This is a genomic window from Mucilaginibacter straminoryzae, assembly GCF_022953055.1.
In the GTDB taxonomy this organism is placed as follows: Bacteria; Bacteroidota; Bacteroidia; order Sphingobacteriales; family Sphingobacteriaceae; genus Mucilaginibacter; species Mucilaginibacter straminoryzae.
On the sequence record NZ_JALJEJ010000003.1, the window covers coordinates 1 to 19352 of the forward strand.

Consider the following 19352-nt stretch of genomic DNA (forward strand, 5'->3'; position numbering starts at 1 on the left):
TGCTGGGCAAGCTCCAATATGCCCAGCTTGTTCTTGATGATCTTTGCTTGTGTTGTCATTATTCTAATCTCAGTTACGTTCTTTAATTAATCGTAACTGTCAGATTAAATCGTGACTATCTCAGCTTAGCTACAAAATCTCAGTTCCAGATGCCGTTTTGGGCAGTGAAGATAAAAGGCTGTCCGTCTGTTACCATAATGGTGTGTTCATGCTGGGCTACGTAGCCGCCTTTGTTACCGATCAGCGTCCATCCGTCTGCCTGGGTTTCGGCGATAGTAGATTTGGTCGAAATGAAAGTTTCAATCGCCACTACTGAATTCTTTCTGAAACGTTTGGTGTTGAAATAATCCGGGTAGTTGGCAATCTCGTGCGGTTCTTCGTGCAGACTGCGGCCAACGCCGTGCCCGGTTAAATTTTTGATCACCGTATAGCCGGATTTGCGGGCTTCCGTTTCAATCAGTTTGCCAATGTCGGAAATTTTCACCCCACCCTTGATATTGCTGATCGCTTTTTTCAAGATTGCTTTAGAAGCATTTACCAGGATGTTATGTCCGTAGATATCTTCACCTAATACGAAAGAGCCGCCATTGTCAGACCAGTAGCCATCCAATTCGGCAGACACATCGATATTGATTAGGTCGCCTTCTTTTAATATCGTTTGTGCTGAAGGAATACCATGAGCAACCTCGTTGTTAACGCTGATACAGGTATATCCCGGAAATTTATAAGTTAGATAAGGAGCCGAGTTTGCACCTAATTTGGTTAAGATGGCAGCGCCGTAATCATCCAGCTCTTTAGTAGAAATACCAGGCTTCGCAAATTCGCGCATTTCGCGTAGTGTGATGGCAACGGCATCACTTACTTTTTGCATGCCTTGCTGTTCGGCTTCTGAAGATATTGACATAGCTATCGTTATTAGTAATCCGGCAAAGATACGGATGATGGCTTATATGAGCCCCACCATCGCCAAAGCTTTACATTAGGACAACAGGATAAGCTACATATCCCATTTTTCCAGCAACTTCAACAGCGTATCAAAGTCTTTCGGATACGGTGCGTGGATGGTAATATCGGTTTCGGGTGTAATATTAAAAGTTAACTCAAATGCGTGCAGCGCAAACCGCTTCATAATCGGCTGTTCTTCCTGGTCTTTTCCCAGGTTGTATTTGCGTTTAAGCGTCGATAGGAAAACAGGTTTGCCACGGTACATGGCATCACCGGCAATAGAGGCGCGTTGGGTAGCCAGGTGAATACGGATCTGGTGCATACGGCCGGTAACCGGACGGCATTCTACCAGGGTATAGTGCTTAAAGAATTTCAGCGATTGAAAATACGTTTCCGCATGCTTACCCTCCTGACGGCTAATGGTTACGTTACCTTTACCAGCATTTAGAATAGGAAGGTCCACCAATAAATCATTAAACACGTGTGTGCCTTCAATTACCGCATGGTATATTTTTTTTACTTTCCGATGCTCAAACTGCATGGAAACGAAACGGTACGTCTCCGGATTTTTGGCGATGATTAGCGCACCGGAAGTTTCCTTGTCGAGGCGATGGCAGATCTGGGCGTCACCGTGATAGCTTTTTGCCAGCCGCAGCATATTAATTTCACCTTCACTTTCGCCGCGGTCATCAAGGGTACTGATAAACGGTGGTTTATTTACAACGATTAAATTATCGTCTTCAAAAAGTATCAGGTCTGTAAATTTTGGAATCTTCATAATTAAAAGGCAGCAAAAATACGCTATTTAAATCATACCTGCGGTATAGCAATACTACCGGGTTAATTTGAAACATTAAATAGTCGTAAAAGTTAGCACGCCAGTGGATATGAAGTTCTCTCACGCAGCATTGAAAGCAAAGCAAAGGGTCACTGACAAAACCGGTAAAAAAGCTGATAAAATAAAAGCGGCCCCATCATCGGGGCCGCTTTTATTATCCTTCAAATTTGTAGCCGACACCTTTCACTGTCGATACATAATCATCTCCCAGCTTTTCGCGCAGTTTGCGGATATGCACGTCAATGGTACGGTTGGTCACCACTACAGAATCTTCCCAAATGTTTTTCAGGATATTCTCACGTGTGTATACCTTGCCCGGCTTAGAAGCCAGCAGGTACAATAACTCAAATTCTTTTTTGGCTAAAACTACCTTTTGCCCATCTTTAAATACCAGGTAAGCTTCGCGGTCAATCACCAGGTCTTTTACCTCCAGTTTGTTTTCGCTTACTTCCTCGGTAGGTGAGTTTCTTCTTAGAATGGCATTGATACGGCTAACAAGTGCACGCGGTTTAATTGGCTTGGCAATATAATCATCTGCGCCAACGTTGAAACCTGCTATCTCAGAGTACTCTTCACTGCGAGCGGTTAAGAACACCATAAAGGTGTTTTTAAATTCGGGCATAGTACGCATAATGCGGCAAGCTTCTATCCCATCCATTCTTGGCATCATAATGTCCAGAATAATTAAATCGGGAAGAACCTTCTTTGCCTCATTAACACCCTCCTGACCATTATGAGCCAGGTAAACCTGGTAGCCTTCTTTCTTCAGATTGTACTCAATCAGTTCTAAAATATCAGGCTCATCATCTACGATCAGGATTTTTTGTTTGTTAAAACTACTCATCGGTTGAAATTTGAGATAAAAGTACGGGCAAAAATGCACCAAATAATTAAGCCTGTATTAAATAATTGTTAAAGTTCACATTGATTTAACAAAAGGTTAGGGCTTATTAAAGGTTTTCTTTAAAATTTCTTCAAGGTCTTCCCCTGATACGTTCTTTGCAATGATCACGCCTTTCTGATCAATTAAGAAGTTCGACGGGATGGCTTCTATCCGGTATAAAGTTTCTGTCGGACCTTCAAATTTTTGCAGGTCTGATACATGCTCCCAATTCAATTTATCCGCCTTGATGGCTTTCTGCCAGTCTGCTTTTTCGGTATCCAGGGATACGCTTAAAATGTTCAGGCCTTTACTATGATACTGGTTATACAACCTCACCACATTGGGGTTTTCCTGTCTGCATGGCGGGCACCATGACGCCCAGAAATCCAGTAACACATATTTTCCTTTGTAATCAGACAGCTTAACCGGCTTATCATTCAGTGTGTTGCTTGTAAAGTCCGGCGCGGGCTGCCCAACAGAAACAGGTTTTACCAGCATCATTTGCTTTATGAATTTTTGTACCGAAGGATTATCCGGAAACTTGCCTTTAATATCATCCGCGTATTTTACCATTTGCGTTTCGTATCGCATCGGGTCGAGTGTGTTGATGGCATAAAAGCCCGCTAACGATGATTTATTATCGTTTACAAATTTCAGAACGGCTTCGCTGTAGTCCCTGATGTTGGCAACAAACAAAGGTGTGAACTCCTTGGCAAGTTCATTTTCGTTTACACCAGTTTGCGCTTTTTCCTGGTACTGCCCCATCAACTGTGTATTCTTGGCACCGTATACCGAACTGATCTTGTTAAAATCCCTGATCTTTTCGGAATCGTCAGATCCGCTGATATTGTAGGTATGTGCCGAATCTGCCAGGTCTGTCGAAAACTTAATCTCATCTCCATTTTTGGCAATAAAATCAAAAAGGTTTCCGCCAATACGTAAACGGTACAAGCCCGCAAACGGGGCCTTTTGCTTAAATTCAAACTTACCGTCCGAACCTAATTGGGTAGAGTCGATCACGCTATCGGCAGAAAGTAAGGTTACTTTTTTCGATTTGCCGAAATCTTTCACCTCGCCCTCAACCTTAAATGCCGACTTATCTGAACAGCCCGTCCAAACGAGACCACCGGCTATTAATAAGCCATATATTGCTTTATTTAATTTCATTATGCTTGCTCTAATGCTTGTATCAAAAGGGTGTTTGTTTTCTTTGGGTCGATCTTCCCTTTAGATCTTTTCATAATCTCGCCCATGAACAACCCTAAAACGCCTTTTTTACCTTTTTTGTATTCCTTAACCTTGTCCGGGTGTTTGGCCAGCGCTTCGCGGATAAATCCTTCCAGTTCATCACCATTATCACTCATTAACAGGTTAAGTTCAATAGCCAGTTCCCCGGCTGTTTTCCCCGATTGTTTTATCATTGCAGGGAAAAGCTTCTGCGCGGCATTGCTGTTGTTGATTTTGCCACCGTCAACCAAAGCAATCAGTTCGCTTATCGCCTGAGCGGTAAGCCCGGTGTCAGCCAGTGTGATGTTCTGCTCATTCAGATATGACTTTACAGGTCCCATCAACCAGTTTGCCGCAGACTTATAATTATTAGTCTGCTTGATTACTTGTTCGTAAAACAGGGCCAGGTCCTTGTCGGCGGTTAGTACCGAAGCATCATAGTCGGACAGGCCGAGTTCTGCGGTGTATTTCTGATACAATGCAGACGGCAAGGCAGGCATTTGTTGTTTGATCGAATCGACGTATTCCTCCGTCAGGCTGATTGGGATCAGATCCGGTTCTGGAAAATATCGGTAATCATTCGCCATTTCCTTTGTCCGTAGCACCGATGTTTCACCGGTATTGGCATCAAAGTTAAGCGTATTCTGATCAATGAATCCGCCGTTTTCGATCACTTTTATCTGGCGTAGAAATTCGTGTTCTATGGCCCGCTGTACGTTACGCATCGAGTTGAGGTTCTTTACCTCGCAACGGTTGCCATAGGCAATCTCCCCTTTTTTACGGACAGAGATATTGGCATCGCAGCGCAGGCTCCCTTCTTCCATATTACCGTCGCAAATATCCAGGTAACGTACTATTTTGCGAATTTCTGCCAGGAACAGTGAAGCTTCCTCGCCGCTGCGCATATCCGGTTGCGATACAATCTCTAACAAAGGCACACCGGCGCGGTTCAGGTCGATCAGTGAATATTCAGGATCCTGATCGTGGATACTCTTACCGGCATCTTCTTCCATATGGATATGGTGAATGGCGATTTCTTTTAACGAGCCATCCGACCGCTTGATGGTAATCTTACCACCCAGGCAAACGGGCTGATGATCCTGCGTGATCTGGTAGCCCTTTGGCAGGTCTGCGTAGAAGTAGTTTTTACGGGCGAAGGTATTATAAGTATTGATCTCGCAGTCGCAGGCTAAGCCCAGCCTTACCGCATATTCTACCATTTTTTTATTTATGAATGGCAGCGTACCCGGATGGCCTAGAGAAACCATGCTGACGTTTTGATTGGGTTCGGCGCCAAATTGGGCAGAATCTGCAGAAAAAGCTTTGCTTTGGGTAGATAACTGCGCGTGAACTTCGAGACCTACTACAACTTCGTACTGTTCAAGCACCTGGTCTGATATACCGTCTGTCATATTAAATTCAATTCCGTTATATCTGCGCTGTGTCAAATATAGCTCTTGTTAATTTTGCGACACGCAATATAATGTAATCGGCATAAACTTTGAATTGTAAAATGGATAAAACGTGGTTTATACCACTATTTTTGATTAACGAGTTGGCCTTGAAATAGAAAACTTTCAAAAATAAGTTATATCGAAATAAATTTTCCTAAAAATATAAAAGGCTTTATTCGCTCTGATCTGTTATAGTTGTTTAAACATGTTTTTGAAAAGTTTGTGTACTTAATAGCAAACACGCATTAAACTTACATCAACCATGACAACCGATACGCTAGTAAAACCCTCATTTAAAAAAGCGGGCTCTGACGATTTTTACAAAGATCTCTATAAAGAGGTGCAGATAAAAGTATTGACCAATAAGCGGATTCAAAACCAGATCATCTTCAAATCGATATTTTTCATCGCCTTATACTTTCTGTTTTACAGCTGTATACTGGTGTACGGTAATAGTTTACCCCTGCTGCTATTGTTCTACGTGCTCACCGGTATTACTATGATCCTGGTATTCCTGAACGCTTTCCATGATGCTGCCCACGGTGCTATTTTCCCGCGGAGGTCGCAGAATGAAGCATTAACCTGGGTACTGGAGCTTTTTGGCAGTAATAGTTACATCTGGAAAAAACGGCACCTGGTATTGCACCATCCCTACCCTAATATGCAGCATTGGGATATCGATGTGAAGCAGAGCGACATTGTTCGCATTTTTCCGCAAAGCAAATGGTATCATTTTCACCGTTACCAGCACTACTATATGTGGTTCCTTTACTTTTTGTATACCCTAAACTGGTTGCTGGTACGTGATTTTAAAGACTTTTTTGGTGTGAAAGATAATTATCTGAAACGTATAGTTAAGATCCCCAAGATCGAATACGTTAAACTTTTTACAGCCAAAATTCTTAATCTGGTAATTATGCTGGGTATCCCGATGTTGGTATTGCAGCAACCATGGTATCATGTTTTGGCGGCCTTCTTGCTGATGCATTTTATGGCAAGTGCGTTCGGGGTTACCGCTTTGCTATCTACCCATGCCGATGAGCATGCCGAATTTCCGGAACCACCGGCTGATGGCCAGATCGATATGACTTGGGCCATGTACCAAATCCGCGAAACAAAGGATTTTAGCACCGAAAGCCGTATTGCGAATGTGCTTTTCGGAGGATTTAACCATCACGTGGCGCATCATTTGTTTCCAACCGTAGCGCATACCTATTATCCGTCGATCACGCCCATCATCAGAAAATATGCAGAAAAATACAACTTGGAGTATCGTTCCTATCCGCTGCACGAGGCTATTTATTCGCACTTTATGTTGCTGAAGAAAAACGGCAGTTCTGAAAACCTGTTTTTAACCGGCGAGCTTTAAAAAATAGGTAACGGGCTGCTTTAACTGATCGAGCGTCAATTAAATCAACCCGTTTATAATTGGCTGGTCAAAAGTATCAATTGTTAATAAATGTGCAACTGTTTTTAAGCTGAAGTTTTCAACTTAACATTAAAGTTACATAACGCCCGCTTTCGCTGGTTTTATAAGTGATACCATCCATAGGATAAGCACACCTAAAGCTGCGATAATACCGAAAGCAGCCCTGATACCCGCCGCTTGTGCAACAAAGCCGATCATTGGCGGTACCACTAAAAAGCCGATATAACCAACAGTTGAAATAGAGGCTAACGCCGTAGCGCTGCTCATGGTTTTTGATTTACCCGCCAGGCTAAATACCAGCGGTATAATGCAGGATACCCCAAAGCCTGTAAGGATAAAACCAATACTTGCGGCAATGGTATAGGGTATCAACACACTAATGAGCAAACCAGCAGTGATCAGCGTACCGCTGTAGCTCAGAATTTTTTCTATGCCGAAACGGTCTACCAGTTTATCGCCGGCAAAGCGGCCGATCGTCATGGCCACCATGTAAAATACAAAGCCTGCAGTAGCCATCCGTTGCGATGCGCCCAAGCCTTTGATGAAATAAATACCGCTCCAATCATACATGGTGTTTTCGCACGCCATACTGGCAAAAGCGATGATAGCGAAAGTAAGCAGGTGTTTATCAGGTAAAGAAAATACCGGTTTCTTTTGAGTGGTTTTAATGGGTTGGTCGTCAAACGTATTTGTATAGAAATAAAAAGCCAGCAAAAGCATAGCAACGCCTACAGCAGGCAGATGCCATGTTGTAGCAATGTTCAGGCTTACCATCAGGTAACCTAAAGCAGCGCCTGCAAAGCCCGCGAAACTCCAGATACCATGAAATGTGGTAATGATAGAACGCGTGTATAAACGTTGTACGCTTACCGCTTGTGCATTTATGCTCAGGTTGTACATGTTGCGTGACGAGCCAAAGCCGAACAGCACCAGTGCGAGTTGCCAGGGTGTAGCCGCCAGACCTACCAGCGCAAGCATGATGTTAAAAAAGGCAGCACCCCAAAGCGTAATTTTGCGGCTGCTGTACCTGGAAAGCAGGAAGCTGGTAAAAGGCATAGTAGCCATCAGGCCTACCGGCAGCGCAAATAGCAGCGCCCCAAGTTCAGCCTCGTTCAGATGCAAGTTATGCTTGATCGTAGGGATCCGCGAAGCCCAGGCTGCATACCCAAAACCAGAATTGAAGAAAAATACCGCAGTTGCTGTCCGGAAATTTTTAGGATGGGAATTATTATCCATTTGATATACAAAGTTAACTATTTTGACGTTGTTGGATTATAAGTTCCGATCAGATTATCTATACCATGAAAAGCGCCCCAACCCTTCTGTTACAACTGTCCTTACTTTTATTCCCCGCAATTGCTTTTGCGCAAAGCAAGATTGAAGCCACCCAGATTAAAGGTGATTTTAATGGCGATGGCAAAATTGAAACCGCCACGCTCGTAAAGCCGAAGATTAATGCGGATGGCTTGAGCTGTAACGGCCCATGTGTGATCAAAATCGTATTTTCGGGTAATAACGTCCAGCCGATAACACAGGTAAACAGTATCGGCGCGGTTATGTTAACCAATCTTGGCGACCTGAATAATGATGGTAAAGACGAGATCGGTTATCTTCCGGATTGGTTTACCAGCTGCTGGCGGATGTACCATGTGTTTACCTACAATCAAAACACCTGGAAAGAACTGGTTACCGGCTTCCCTACTTACTGCACACAGGTAGAGCAGAAAGAGCCAAAGTTTGTGGAAAAGGTACCGGGAAAGCCTGCCTATCTGCGCATTTACTACAGCGATATGAATTTAGAAAAAGGCGATTTCCCGGTTAAAAGCAAGCTGGTTAAAATGGCTACGTTCAGATAATATTACCGCAGGTAAACGTAGGTAATGCCATCTCCGCCACGGTCGGCATGCTCATCCTCCATCCTGCTCACCTGGTCATATTTTCTCAGATAATCCCGGATCAGCTTCCTGAGGATACCATCACCCTTTCCGTGAATAATTTTAAGGCTGCCCACGCTCATCATCACAGCCCGGTCTAACATCCGTTCAATCGCACCGAGTGCATCTTCGCCTCTCATGCCCCGGACATCAATCTCTGGGCTGAAGCTGGCTACATCGCTGGTACTACTTGAAAAAGAGCGCCTGATTTCTTTTGGCACTTCTTTCCGCGATACCTTCTGAACCCGTTTACGTTTAGCTACGGTTCTCAGGTCGCCTATAGCAATAATGACATTGTCTTTTGCAATTTCCATCACCTGCCCCGTAGTATCAGAATCTACCAGCTTTACCCAATCGCCCGGTTTTAATTCGTCGTCTTCTGACTGGGCAGCAGGTTTTGCAACAACAGGTCTTACCTCGTGTTTCTTTAATTCCTGGTTCAGGTTTTCACGTAACTTACGTGTAGCTTCTTTGTCTGCCTGGCTGCTTTTAATGCCCGCAATGGTATTTTCTACCAGTTTATTGGCATTCTGGATAATACTTTGAGCTTCTTGCTTGGCCTCGCGGATCAGGTTTCGTTTGTTTTCTTCCAAATAGCTTTTCAGCTTTTCGTTTTCGCTTAAAAGCTCGTTTACTTTACGCTGCTGTTTATCCAGCTTGGTTTTGGTATCGAAAATCTCTTTCTTTTCCCGTTCAAGGTCTACTAAAAGTGTATCTACTTTCTTTTGCGATGCACCGATCTTGTTTTTAGCCAGGTTCAGCACGTTTGGCGGCAAGCCGATCTTCTGTGCAATTTCGAAAGCATAAGAGCTGCCCGGTTTGCCCACTTCCAGTACGTACAACGGTTTCATCTGCACGTTGTCAAACAGCATCGAAGCATTTTCCAGCCCTTCGGTATTGCTGGCAAAAATCTTCAGGTTAGAATAGTGGGTGGTCACCATTCCCCTCACCTTTTTCTGATTGAGCGATTCCAGTACCGCTTCGGCAATCGGTCCGCCAAATTGGGGATCGGTACCGGTACCAAACTCATCTATCAGGATCAGTGTTTTACCGTTAGCCTGTTCCACAAAATATTTCATTTTGCTCAGATGCGCACTGTAGGTACTCAGGTCACTTTCTATGGATTGATCGTCGCCGATATCGGCAAAGATTTGTTTGAATACACCTACTGTACTATGCTCATCCGCGGGGATCAGTAATCCAGCCTGCGCCATCATTTGCAGCAATCCTACGGTTTTCATGCACACCGATTTACCACCCGCGTTAGGCCCGGACACTACTACAATACGGGTAGCATCATCAATCTGCACATTCAGCGGAACAATGGTGCGCTGCTCTTTTTTAAAGCTAAGCAGCAACAGCGGGTGGCGAGCGTTGATCAGGCGCACACGGCCTTCGTTCACCACTTGCGGCATTTCTCCCTCGATATCTATGGCAAACAATGCCTTCGCACGTACAAAATCCAGCTTGGTAAGCAGCGAGTGGTACGACAACAACAAGGGCACATATGGGCGAAGTTCATCGGTAAGTGCGGTTAATATCTTCACAATCTCGCGGCGGCGTTCAAATTCAAGATCGCGCACGCGGTTATTTAGGGTAAATACTTCTTCAGGTTCAATAAATACCGTCTGGCCAGAAGCAGATTCGTCATGGATAAAGCCTTTCAGTTTCCGTTTATTTTCGGCCAGTAAAGGAATACACAAGCGCCCGTCCCTAATGGTAAGGGTACCGTCGGCAGTCCACCCGTTTGACGAAGCGCTTTTAAAGATCATTTCGATCTTTTTCCGGGCTTCCTGCTCCGCCTTAGCTATCGCAGAAGTAATCTCCATTAAATCGCGCGAGGCATTCGGCCTGATCTTCCCTTTCTGATCGATAACCTGGTCTATTTTTCGCAGGATGCTTTTCTCTATCGGTAAATGTTCAAAAAGCGCTTCCAGGTTTGGGTAGATCCCTTCGCGCTGGTCAAAGTAACTGATCACCGCAAATACAGTGGCAAGCGAAGTTTGGGTCTGAAAGAATTCTTCCTCTGATAGAAAAGCCCCTTCCACCCTGATCTTGTTCGCCAGTGTTTTGATATCATAAAAGTGGTTGATCGGCAATGCATCGTCATTCAGCAGGATATTCTTAAACTCGCTGGCCTGACTCAGAAATTTCCTGATCTGATCATAATTGTTCATCACCTGTATTCGGTCCACCATCTGTTGGCCCATCATACTCAGGCAATGTGCTTTTATTAATTGTTTTACCTCGGTAAACCCCAGCTTATCAACACTATTTTCCGGGTATATCATTTTTTATCCTTTGTTCCTGCTTTTAAAAGTGAGTCATTCTTTGCCTGCAAATTCTGTACAACCTGCTCGTAAACCTCGTCAAAAAGCGCCGGTTCAGAACTGTAATACTGCACGCTCCGCCTAAACTGAAGCGTATCGGTATGGTTTTTCTTAAAAACCAGCAGGTATTTGCCCATCCCGTACTTGTAAAGGCTATCCGGTGTAATCACAATATTGTAAAGGCTTCCGTCAACCAGGTGTACGTCTGTCAGCACCTTTACCATTCTGTCTTTCGGCAGAACATTTTCTGGTACAGCATCATTTTTGCAGGCTGCAAAAAAAAGTGCTACTAAAAAAAACAAGTTAATATAGGTGCGCATTCTGTAAATTAGCGGCGTTTGTAAAAACGCAAAATTACGCATTTAATGAGCATTGCAGAGAATATCAGGAACTTAAAAAACGAACTGGAAACCATTAACGTTAAGCTGGTAGCGGTATCAAAAACAAAACCGGTTGAAGACATCCAGCAGGCATATAATGAAGGGCAGCGCGTATTCGGCGAAAACATGGTACAGGAGCTGGTTGAAAAGTATGAGCAGCTTCCGAAGGATATTGAATGGCACCTGATTGGCCACTTGCAAACCAACAAGGTAAAATATATTGCACCGTTTATTAGCCTGATCGAATCAGTCGATAGCATGAAGCTATTGCAAGAGATTAACAAGCATGCATTGAAAAACAACCGGGTTATTGACGTATTGCTGCAGGTGTACATTGCTGATGAAGAAACTAAATATGGCCTTGGGTTTGATGAGGTGATTGAACTGCTGCGTTCGGACGAGTTTAAGGAACTGACCAACGTACGCGTTCGCGGACTGATGGGTATTGCGACTAACACCGATAACGAAAAGCAGATCAAAGAGGAATTCTACGAGCTGGAAACTTTTTTCGAGGGCATCAAACAAAGCTACTTCCGTAAGGACGATTATTTTAATGAGCTTTCCATGGGCATGTCGTCCGACTATAAAATAGCTATCGAGCAAGGCAGTACAATGGTAAGGTTAGGCAGTACCATTTTTGGCGGCAGAGTAATTAAACATTGGAAGAACAACTAGTTTGGAGAATCAAGAGTCAAGAGTCAAGAATCAAGAGCCAAAACCATACCCTTAACTTTTTAAAACAGACACTTAATTACAAACCTCTTAATGACCAGTGAACCAATGACTAATGACCAATTAGATATCCACCTGAGAGTTGCCCGCCGGGAAGACTGTTCCCGCTTGTTAGACCTGGTTCACGAACTTGCTTTATATGAAAAGGCGCCGCAGGAAGTAACGGTCACCCTGCAAGAGTTTGAGGAAGCCGGCTTCGGCAATAAACCGGTATGGAAAGCATTCGTAGCTGAAGTGGATAATTTCATTATTGGGTTCGCCTTGTATTACATCCGTTATTCTACTTGGAAAGGACAGCGGTTATACCTGGAAGATTTGATTGTTACGGAAGCTTTCCGTGGTAAGGGTGCCGGTAAATTGTTGTTTAACCGCTTGCTACAGGAAGCGCAGGAGCTTGGTTTTAATGGCATGAGCTGGCAGGTGCTTGACTGGAACGAACCTGCTATTAATTTTTACAATAAATATGAAGCCGGGCTGGAAGCCGGATGGTTGAATGCTTCTCTAAGTAAAGAACAGATAAATAATTATAAATTATGAAGTTAAGTGCTACTGCTGCAATTATAGCTTTAATTGCGTGTTCTTGTAATTTCTCTGCAAAACAGCCGGCGGTTAAGTCGGGCATAACCAAGGATACTTTACAATATCAGTATCAAACCTTTAAACAACGCGCAGAAGATTGCGGCAGTAAACCGGATAGCGCTTGTACAGTAGTAAAAATTAAATACCCGGTTTTTAAACATCAGGCTGCTTTGAATGATTCTGTCAGGCTCCGGCTGGCTGCCTTCTTCCCTTTGGAGAAAGCAGATACTTCATGGAAAGTTCAGACAGAGAAATTCATGTCTGCCTATAAAGCAGATAAAGCAGGCAGCGCCAACAGCGACCGGCCAGGCATGTTTTATACACTGGAAAGTGAAGCGGTAGTAGTTAGGCAAGATTCCAGCCTGACAACCATACAGGTAGATGGCTATTCTTATACCGGCGGTGCCCATGGTGGCGAGTTTACCTCTTTCATTAATTGGAATACCAGCGAGCATAAAAATATCAGCTTAGATGATGTATTGAAACCAGATTACTGGGCCCCACTGAATGCAGTGGCAGAGAAGCTTTTCCGTAAGCAGGAAAATCTGAAACCGGATGCTTCGCTGAAGGAAAACTATTTCTTCAATGACGGCAAATTCAGCTTGAACCATAACTACCTGATTACGCCGGTAGGTATACGTTTCCTGTACAATCAATACGAGATTAAACCCTATGCCGCCGGGCAGACCGATCTGCTGATACCATATCACAACATCAAGTCGTTGCTGAAGCCGGGTACGGTAGTTTCGCAATACATTAAACATTAATTAGTCAGTTTAAACAAAATTTCTTGCCAACCCTTTTATAAATGCTTGTATTCAAATTTGGCGGCGCTTCTGTTAAAGACGCAGCGGGTATTATCAACCTATCAGAGATTGTACGGAAATATGCCGGACAGCAATTGCTGATTGTGGTTTCTGCGATGGGTAAAACAACGAACGCCTTAGAAAATTTAACTAAAGCTTATGTTCAACAGTCTGATTCATTACATCAGATTTTCAATGAGATAAAAGAATACCATGTTAATATCGTACAACAGTTGTTCGAGCCAAATGATCAGATATTTGACGACATCGAGAACACTTTTGTAGAGATTGACTGGATGCTGGAAGACGAACCGCATGACGATTATGATTTCATTTACGATCAGATTGTTTCCGTTGGCGAACTGGTTTCTACACGCATCGTAAATGCTTATTTGAACAAGGCGGGCGTCAAAAGTAAATGGTTAGATGTCCGCGGGTATATCCATACCGACAATACTTACCGCGAAGGCGTAGTTGAATGGAAAAAAACCTGCGAGCATATTCAGCAGGATGTGCCCGCTTTATTAGCGAACCAGGTAGTAGTAACTCAAGGCTTCCTTGGCGGAACATCTGAAAACTTTACCACTACCCTTGGCCGTGAAGGTTCAGATTATACAGCAGCCATTTTTGCAGCCTGTTTAAAGGCAGAATCTGTAACCACCTGGAAAGACGTACCCGGCGTGCTGAATGCAGATCCGAAACATTTTACCGATACCGTTAAGTTTGATCATCTTTCTTATACAGAGGCAATAGAAATGACCTACTATGGTGCGGGCGTCATCCACCCTAAAACCATAAAGCCTTTGCAAAATGCAGGTATACCTTTATTGGTAAAGCCTTTTAATGATCCAGAAGCTCCGGGTACCGTTATATCGGCAACCGCGGCTGCTGAATTTGAAAAGCCGGTCATTATTGTTAAGCAGGAGCAAATTTTGTTATCGGTATCGGCTAAAGACTACGGCTTTATCAGCGAACAGCATCTAAGCGCAGTTTTTAATTGCTTCGCGGCTAACCATGTAAAAATTAACACCATGCAGGTTTCTGCCCTTAGTTTTAGCGTTTGCTTTGACGATAAGCCCGGAAAGTTTGACAATATCTTACAGCAACTGAAACAGGATTTTAACGTGAAGTACAACACCGGGCTGACGCTGATCACCGTACGTCATTATCATGCGGAAGATTTAAAGCACCTCACCGAAAACCGAAAGATACTGCTGGAACAATTAAGCCGCAATACCGCTCAATTTATATTGTCGTAAATTATGATACTCTGGCTGATCCTTGTCCCGGTTATTATTGCAATTATTTCAGTCATCAACGTCATCAAGCAAAGGGCAAAACAAAAAGCGCTGATAGACGAGATTGTAGAAGGATGGGGTAAGCCTAAAAATGAGAACTTCGATTTTAAAAAGATCAGCGCATATTACAACCGAAAACCCTTAAGTGCGTTGTCAGATGCTTTAGCGAATGATATTGACTTAGAAAAGCTTTTTGAATTTATTGACCGCACCAATTCAAGGCCAGGTCAACAATATTTGTACGATCGTTTGCGGGGTGAAGATTATGATCTGGACGAGCTGAAGGCGTTCGATGCCGCAGCAGAACAGTTGGTGAGCGATCCGCAAAAGCGCCTGCAAGTGTGCCTGCTGCTGCATCAGCTTGATCATAAAAACGCCTATTTCCTACCCGAGCTTTTCCTGAAAAAAGCGACATTGATTTATGCTGACGCCGACCGGTTGTACATTCGTTTCTCATGGATCATCTGGTTAGGATTGGTTATATTACTTGCAATAACGCATCATCAAATCCCATTTATTTTACTATTATTTAGTACGTTATATAATTTATACCTACACTATACCAACAAAAATAAAATAGCCGCTTTTGTAAGTTCACTGCCGCAGCTAAAGCAGCTGATTAAATCTGCGAAAGCGCTTGTTACGATTGCACCGTCAGATCAGCACCCCGAGGTGGAACAGGCATTGAAGACGCTGGTACCCATCAATAATGGGCTTGGGCTAATCACGCTTGATGGCCGCGCTGCGGGTGACCAAACCGATCTGGGGTTCGCCTTGTGGGAGCTGGTTAAAATATTGCTCCTGGTAGAACCGCGGGTGTTTATCAATGCCATAGATAAGGTAAATGCCCATGCGGCAAGTATAGAAGTTTTATACCGATATGTTGGTTACCTGGATGTCGTATCCAGCGCGGTTTCGCTTATGGAAGGGTTGCACTACTATTCAAAGCCTGATTTTAATAAGGACGGCGTTTTTACCGTCGAAGAACTTTATCATCCGCTGATTGCCGATTGTTCCTCAAATTCAATCACCGTTCGGGCAGATCGCGGCGTGCTGATTACAGGCTCGAACATGTCTGGTAAAACAACATTCATCCGCGCTGTTGCTGTAAATACGCTACTCGCACAAACATTATATGTGTCTGTAGCCAAACAATATCGCGCACCCCTATTAAAGTTATGTACGAGCATCCGAACTACGGATGACCTTCAGGAGTCGGTGAGTTATTTCCAGGCAGAAGCTACGGCTATACATGGAATTTTAGAAGCAGGTAATAAAGGGAACTGCCTAATCATTATCGACGAGATCTTTAAAGGAACAAACACCATTGAAAGGGTTGCAGCTTCTAAAGCTATCCTTTCATACCTGACTTCGTTCCCGAACTTTGTATTCGTTTCTACGCACGACCTTGAATTGGCCGAACTGCTGGGCGACGAGTATGAACCCTATTCGTTCGAAGAAACAGCGGCAGATACCCGTTTGATATTCGATTATAAAATTAAACCGGGTATTTTGAAACGCCGGAATGCAATTGCTGTACTGCAATCTGCAGGTTATCCAAGCCAGATCATTGATAATGCATACAAACTAAGCGAAGAGCTGAGCCGCAAGTACAGTTAATATTCCTGCGGCTCGTGCTGTTCTATAAAATCGTTCAATAAGGTTCTAACCTCGGCAGGGTTACGCAGGTAGAATTTTGCAGCAGAAAGATTGCTCCCCACCTTTATCGTTACTGCACTTTCCGGCAGAGTTTTAAACATATCCTCGTCAGTGGTATCGTCGCCGAAAGCAATAATGAAATCATAGTTTTTCATCTGCGACAGGCTTAATGAAGCTTTCCCCTTGCTGATCTCCATATTCTTTACTTCCACAACTTTATTGCCAGGCAGCAGCTGTAAGCCTTTATCCGCCAGCATGTATTTAAGGGTATTCATTAATTCGTTCGCCCTAAGCTCTCCTAAACCCCTCGGCGCCGTACGGTAATGCCATACCAGTGAAAAGGTCTTCTCTTCGATTAAAGTACCGGGCGTACGGTCCACATACGTTTCCATAATCTGGTAAATATCCTGCTTCCAGTTGTTGGATAGCCCGGTGATCCGTTGCCAGTCGCCATCCTCCGGTTTAGACCATGCGCCGTGCTCTGCAACAATCATTACCGGTAGGTCACCGAACCATTCGTCCATATTCTCGTGCTTACGTCCGCTAATTAATACCACATCATTTTGCTGATCGGCAGCCAGCAATTTTAGCAAGTGGTAAAGTTGCCCGTCTGGTAAAGCCATATCGGCGTTTGGTTTAAAATCAACCAGGGTGCCATCGTAATCTAAAAAGATCAGCCGTTTTTTTGTTTTAATATAACGGTTGATGATCGACTGTTTGGTGGCAGAACTCACATGCCGGGTTTGCATAGACCGCTGGTATTGTTTGGCTTCGTTCAGCCGGTCCATGAATATCTTCACCCAGTGCCCGATGTTGAACTTTGATACATTATACCGCATCTGGATCATCCGCCGCCGCTGCTCTTCTACAGGCATATTGATGGCCGTAACAATGGCATCGCGCACCTCGTGGGTATTGTTAGGATTAACGATGATCGCATCGATCAGCTCTTTTGATGCCCCCGCCATCTCGCTCAGGATCAGAATGCCGTCATTCTGCACGCGGCTGGCTACATACTCTTTACTCACCAGGTTCATGCCGTCGCGCATGGGCGTTACCAGGCATACATCGGCCGTACTATACAGTGCAGAAAGCGTTTCTATCGGGAAAGACTGGTAAAAATACTGAATCGGGCTCCAGTCGATATTGCGGTATCTGGCATTGATGTTACCCACCCGGCGGTCGATATGATCACGAAGTTCTTTATACTGCGGCACCTGATCCCGCGATGGTACCACGATCATGTATAACGAAATCTTCCGGTGTAGTTCGGGATGTGTCTCTAGTAACAACTCGAAAGCCTGTAAGCGCTGCAGAATACCCTTGCTATAATCCAGCCGGTCTATAGAAAGTATTAATTTTTGTTCTTTAAAGGTTTCACAAATATGTTCAGACTCTTCCCTTACCGAGGCACTGCGGGCAAGCTGGTCGTATTTCTTATCGTCTATACCCATCGGGAAAGATTCGATCACGATGCTGCGTTCGCCACAAGTTAAAATATTAGCAGAGGCATGTACAGGCAGGATCCGCGTTACTGCGCTCAGGAAGTGCCTTACATCATCGAAGGTGTGGAAACCAATGAGATCCGCGCCGATAATCCCCTCCAGTAACTCTTTTCTCCAGGGAATTAGCCGGAACATTTCGTGCGAAGGGAACGGGATGTGTAAAAAGAAACCGACAGCAACGTCCGGCATGGCCTTACGGATCAGATCGGGTAGTAACAACAGTTGATAATCGTGTACCCAGATAGTATCGCCTGGCTCGGCATTGGCCAGCACCATATCGCAGAATTTTTGGTTAACCCGTTTGTATGCTTCCCAATTGGCGCGGTGGTAATGCGCATAGGTAGATGCGTAATAATGAAACACCGGCCAAAGTACCTCGTTAGAAAAACCTTCGTAAAACCGGTTGATCTCATCCTGCGTAAGAAAAACAGGGCAAAGGCTTATTTCCTGCAGTTGCTGGCTAACCTGCTTTTGCTCGTCTTCGTTATCAACTTCCAGACCGGGCCAGCCGATCCATAAGTTATCATCTTTTTTATAAATAGATCCCAAACCGGTTGCCAGACCTCCTTCGCTCGGCGAAAGCTGGTAGCCCGATTCGTCCTTACTTACTTTAACCGGCAAGCGGTTAGATACAATAATTACTTTAGGCATAACAAGGGAATAACAGTTTTTTCCCTATTATGTTGCCATTTTAGCCTATAAACAAAAAAGGCAGCACCTTTTGGTACTGCCCTTAAGCTTAATTTTTAAACCTTAATTATTTAAGTTTGGTGTAGTAGTAAACACCAGCCTGAGGTGTAACACGCACTACGATTTCTTCGTTATTGTTCTTCAAATCAACAAAATAAGCTACCGGCTCAACTGAACCTAAAAGGCGGTCAAGACCATCGGTGTTTTCTGCAGATTCGTATTTGATTACCTCGCCTACAGTGTAGTCTTTATATCTTGATTCGATTTCTTTTTTAGCTGAAGAAGGCAGTTTTTTGTAGGCAACGGCTTGGGTAGTGCCTAAAAACTCGCCTGTTCTGTTGTAGAACGCGCTCATTTTAACATCGTCTAAAACGAATTCAGCTTTTTCGCCGAAGTTGGTAGATGACCAGTTTACATTTTCTGCACCGCTGAACTGAGCTTCGAACTGGTTTAAAGCCTGATAAGAAACGTTTGAAGTTTTAGACTCCGCTTTTGCTTTTTCTTTATCTATTGCAAAAGCGCTTGTGCATAAAGTTACAGCAACTGCTGCGGTTAAAATAATCTTTTTCATAGTTCTTAATTTTTAAATCCGCAACAAATATAAATACATATTGAAAAATTGAAAAATAAAATTTAATTTTTATGTGAATTTGATAATAAATA

17 protein-coding genes are annotated in these 19352 nt (G+C 43.8%); 7 read left to right on the plus strand and 10 right to left on the minus strand.

Annotated features, from left to right (window positions below):
* Window positions 1-139 precede the first annotated feature (139 nt).
* The 5 genes from map to gatB form a co-directional block, all read right to left on the minus strand.
* Window positions 140-904, minus strand: coding sequence for a type I methionyl aminopeptidase (map, locus tag MUY27_RS07170; RefSeq protein WP_245129321.1), 765 nt, complete (start codon window positions 902-904; stop codon window positions 140-142).
* A 93-nt stretch (window positions 905-997) separates the two neighbouring features.
* Window positions 998-1723, minus strand: coding sequence for an RluA family pseudouridine synthase (locus MUY27_RS07175; protein ID WP_245129322.1), 726 nt, complete (start codon window positions 1721-1723; stop codon window positions 998-1000).
* A gap of 214 nt (window positions 1724-1937) precedes the next feature.
* Window positions 1938-2627 carry a response regulator transcription factor gene (locus MUY27_RS07180; RefSeq protein ID WP_245129323.1) on the minus strand — a complete coding sequence of 230 codons (690 nt, stop codon included), beginning with the start codon at window positions 2625-2627 and terminating at the stop codon, window positions 1938-1940.
* Between the two features lie 96 nt (window positions 2628-2723).
* Window positions 2724-3833 carry a TlpA disulfide reductase family protein gene (locus MUY27_RS07185; RefSeq protein ID WP_245129324.1) on the minus strand — a complete coding sequence of 370 codons (1110 nt, stop codon included), beginning with the start codon at window positions 3831-3833 and terminating at the stop codon, window positions 2724-2726.
* The gene (gene gatB / locus MUY27_RS07190) at window positions 3833-5305 is read right to left on the minus strand and encodes an Asp-tRNA(Asn)/Glu-tRNA(Gln) amidotransferase subunit GatB (protein WP_245129325.1); all 1473 of its coding nucleotides are present in this window, start codon (window positions 5303-5305) and stop codon (window positions 3833-3835) included. The genes MUY27_RS07185 and gatB overlap by 1 nt, the downstream gene beginning before the upstream one ends.
* A 304-nt stretch (window positions 5306-5609) precedes the next feature.
* On the opposite strand from gatB, the gene MUY27_RS07195 reads away from it, so the two are divergent.
* A complete protein-coding gene (locus tag MUY27_RS07195) occupies window positions 5610-6716 on the plus strand; it encodes a fatty acid desaturase family protein (protein WP_245129326.1) in 1107 nt (368 codons plus the stop codon).
* Between the two features lie 135 nt (window positions 6717-6851).
* On the opposite strand, the gene MUY27_RS07200 is transcribed toward MUY27_RS07195, so the two are convergent.
* Window positions 6852-8012 carry an MFS transporter gene (locus MUY27_RS07200; RefSeq protein ID WP_245129327.1) on the minus strand — a complete coding sequence of 387 codons (1161 nt, stop codon included), beginning with the start codon at window positions 8010-8012 and terminating at the stop codon, window positions 6852-6854.
* A gap of 65 nt (window positions 8013-8077) precedes the next feature.
* Here MUY27_RS07200 and MUY27_RS07205 point away from each other — a divergent pair, with 65 nt between their 5' ends.
* Window positions 8078-8632, plus strand: a complete 555-nt coding sequence (locus MUY27_RS07205) for a hypothetical protein (RefSeq protein ID WP_245129328.1) — start codon at window positions 8078-8080, stop codon at window positions 8630-8632.
* Between the two features lie 2 nt (window positions 8633-8634).
* Here MUY27_RS07205 and MUY27_RS07210 read toward each other — a convergent pair whose 3' ends face one another.
* Together MUY27_RS07210 and MUY27_RS07215 are read right to left on the minus strand one after the other, a co-directional pair.
* On the minus strand, window positions 8635-11001 hold the full coding sequence (locus MUY27_RS07210) for an endonuclease MutS2 (protein WP_245129329.1): 2367 nt from the start codon (window positions 10999-11001) through the stop codon (window positions 8635-8637).
* Entirely contained in the window at window positions 10998-11360 is a 363-nt protein-coding gene (locus MUY27_RS07215; protein WP_245129330.1) for a DUF4296 domain-containing protein, read from the minus strand. Before MUY27_RS07215 ends, MUY27_RS07210 begins: the two co-directional genes overlap by 4 nt.
* A gap of 45 nt (window positions 11361-11405) precedes the next feature.
* Here MUY27_RS07215 and MUY27_RS07220 point away from each other — a divergent pair, with 45 nt between their 5' ends.
* The 5 genes from MUY27_RS07220 to MUY27_RS07240 all read left to right on the plus strand — a co-directional run bounded on the left by MUY27_RS07220 (window position 11406) and on the right by MUY27_RS07240 (window position 16455).
* Window positions 11406-12095, plus strand: a complete 690-nt coding sequence (locus MUY27_RS07220) for a YggS family pyridoxal phosphate-dependent enzyme (RefSeq protein WP_245129331.1) — start codon at window positions 11406-11408, stop codon at window positions 12093-12095.
* Between the two features lie 90 nt (window positions 12096-12185).
* Window positions 12186-12689, plus strand: coding sequence for a GNAT family N-acetyltransferase (locus tag MUY27_RS07225; protein ID WP_245129332.1), 504 nt, complete (start codon window positions 12186-12188; stop codon window positions 12687-12689).
* Window positions 12686-13498, plus strand: a complete 813-nt coding sequence (locus tag MUY27_RS07230; RefSeq protein ID WP_245129333.1) for a DUF3298 and DUF4163 domain-containing protein — start codon at window positions 12686-12688, stop codon at window positions 13496-13498. The genes MUY27_RS07225 and MUY27_RS07230 overlap by 4 nt, the downstream gene beginning before the upstream one ends.
* Before the next feature lie 41 nt (window positions 13499-13539).
* A complete protein-coding gene (locus tag MUY27_RS07235; protein WP_245129334.1) occupies window positions 13540-14796 on the plus strand; it encodes an aspartate kinase in 1257 nt (418 codons plus the stop codon).
* Between the two features lie 3 nt (window positions 14797-14799).
* Complete coding sequence (locus MUY27_RS07240; protein ID WP_245129335.1) at window positions 14800-16455, plus strand: MutS-related protein; 1656 nt, start codon at window positions 14800-14802, stop codon at window positions 16453-16455.
* On the opposite strand, the gene MUY27_RS07245 is transcribed toward MUY27_RS07240, so the two are convergent.
* Window positions 16452-18650 (minus strand): bifunctional alpha,alpha-trehalose-phosphate synthase (UDP-forming)/trehalose-phosphatase, encoded by a 2199-nt coding sequence (locus MUY27_RS07245; RefSeq protein ID WP_245129336.1) that lies wholly within the window; start codon window positions 18648-18650, stop codon window positions 16452-16454. The genes MUY27_RS07240 and MUY27_RS07245 overlap by 4 nt on opposite strands.
* A gap of 106 nt (window positions 18651-18756) precedes the next feature.
* Window positions 18757-19260, minus strand: coding sequence for a hypothetical protein (locus MUY27_RS07250; protein ID WP_245129337.1), 504 nt, complete (start codon window positions 19258-19260; stop codon window positions 18757-18759).
* Window positions 19261-19352: the final 92 nt, after the last annotated feature.

Coding starts and splice junctions, on each gene's coding strand:
- MUY27_RS07220 (WP_245129331.1), top strand. CDS start 11,406: ATGAGCATTGCAGAGAATATCAGGAACTTAAAAAACGAACTGGAAACC.
- MUY27_RS07185 (WP_245129324.1), bottom strand. CDS start 3,833: ATGAAATTAAATAAAGCAATATATGGCTTATTAATAGCCGGTGGTCTC.
- gatB (WP_245129325.1), bottom strand. CDS start 5,305: ATGACAGACGGTATATCAGACCAGGTGCTTGAACAGTACGAAGTTGTA.
- map (WP_245129321.1), bottom strand. CDS start 904: ATGTCAATATCTTCAGAAGCCGAACAGCAAGGCATGCAAAAAGTAAGT.
- MUY27_RS07180 (WP_245129323.1), bottom strand. CDS start 2,627: ATGAGTAGTTTTAACAAACAAAAAATCCTGATCGTAGATGATGAGCCT.
- MUY27_RS07205 (WP_245129328.1), top strand. CDS start 8,078: ATGAAAAGCGCCCCAACCCTTCTGTTACAACTGTCCTTACTTTTATTC.
- MUY27_RS07230 (WP_245129333.1), top strand. CDS start 12,686: ATGAAGTTAAGTGCTACTGCTGCAATTATAGCTTTAATTGCGTGTTCT.
- MUY27_RS07195 (WP_245129326.1), top strand. CDS start 5,610: ATGACAACCGATACGCTAGTAAAACCCTCATTTAAAAAAGCGGGCTCT.
- MUY27_RS07210 (WP_245129329.1), bottom strand. CDS start 11,001: ATGATATACCCGGAAAATAGTGTTGATAAGCTGGGGTTTACCGAGGTA.
- MUY27_RS07200 (WP_245129327.1), bottom strand. CDS start 8,012: ATGGATAATAATTCCCATCCTAAAAATTTCCGGACAGCAACTGCGGTA.
- MUY27_RS07225 (WP_245129332.1), top strand. CDS start 12,186: ATGACCAGTGAACCAATGACTAATGACCAATTAGATATCCACCTGAGA.
- MUY27_RS07240 (WP_245129335.1), top strand. CDS start 14,800: ATGATACTCTGGCTGATCCTTGTCCCGGTTATTATTGCAATTATTTCA.
- MUY27_RS07175 (WP_245129322.1), bottom strand. CDS start 1,723: ATGAAGATTCCAAAATTTACAGACCTGATACTTTTTGAAGACGATAAT.
- MUY27_RS07215 (WP_245129330.1), bottom strand. CDS start 11,360: ATGCGCACCTATATTAACTTGTTTTTTTTAGTAGCACTTTTTTTTGCA.
- MUY27_RS07235 (WP_245129334.1), top strand. CDS start 13,540: ATGCTTGTATTCAAATTTGGCGGCGCTTCTGTTAAAGACGCAGCGGGT.
- MUY27_RS07250 (WP_245129337.1), bottom strand. CDS start 19,260: ATGAAAAAGATTATTTTAACCGCAGCAGTTGCTGTAACTTTATGCACA.
- MUY27_RS07245 (WP_245129336.1), bottom strand. CDS start 18,650: ATGCCTAAAGTAATTATTGTATCTAACCGCTTGCCGGTTAAAGTAAGT.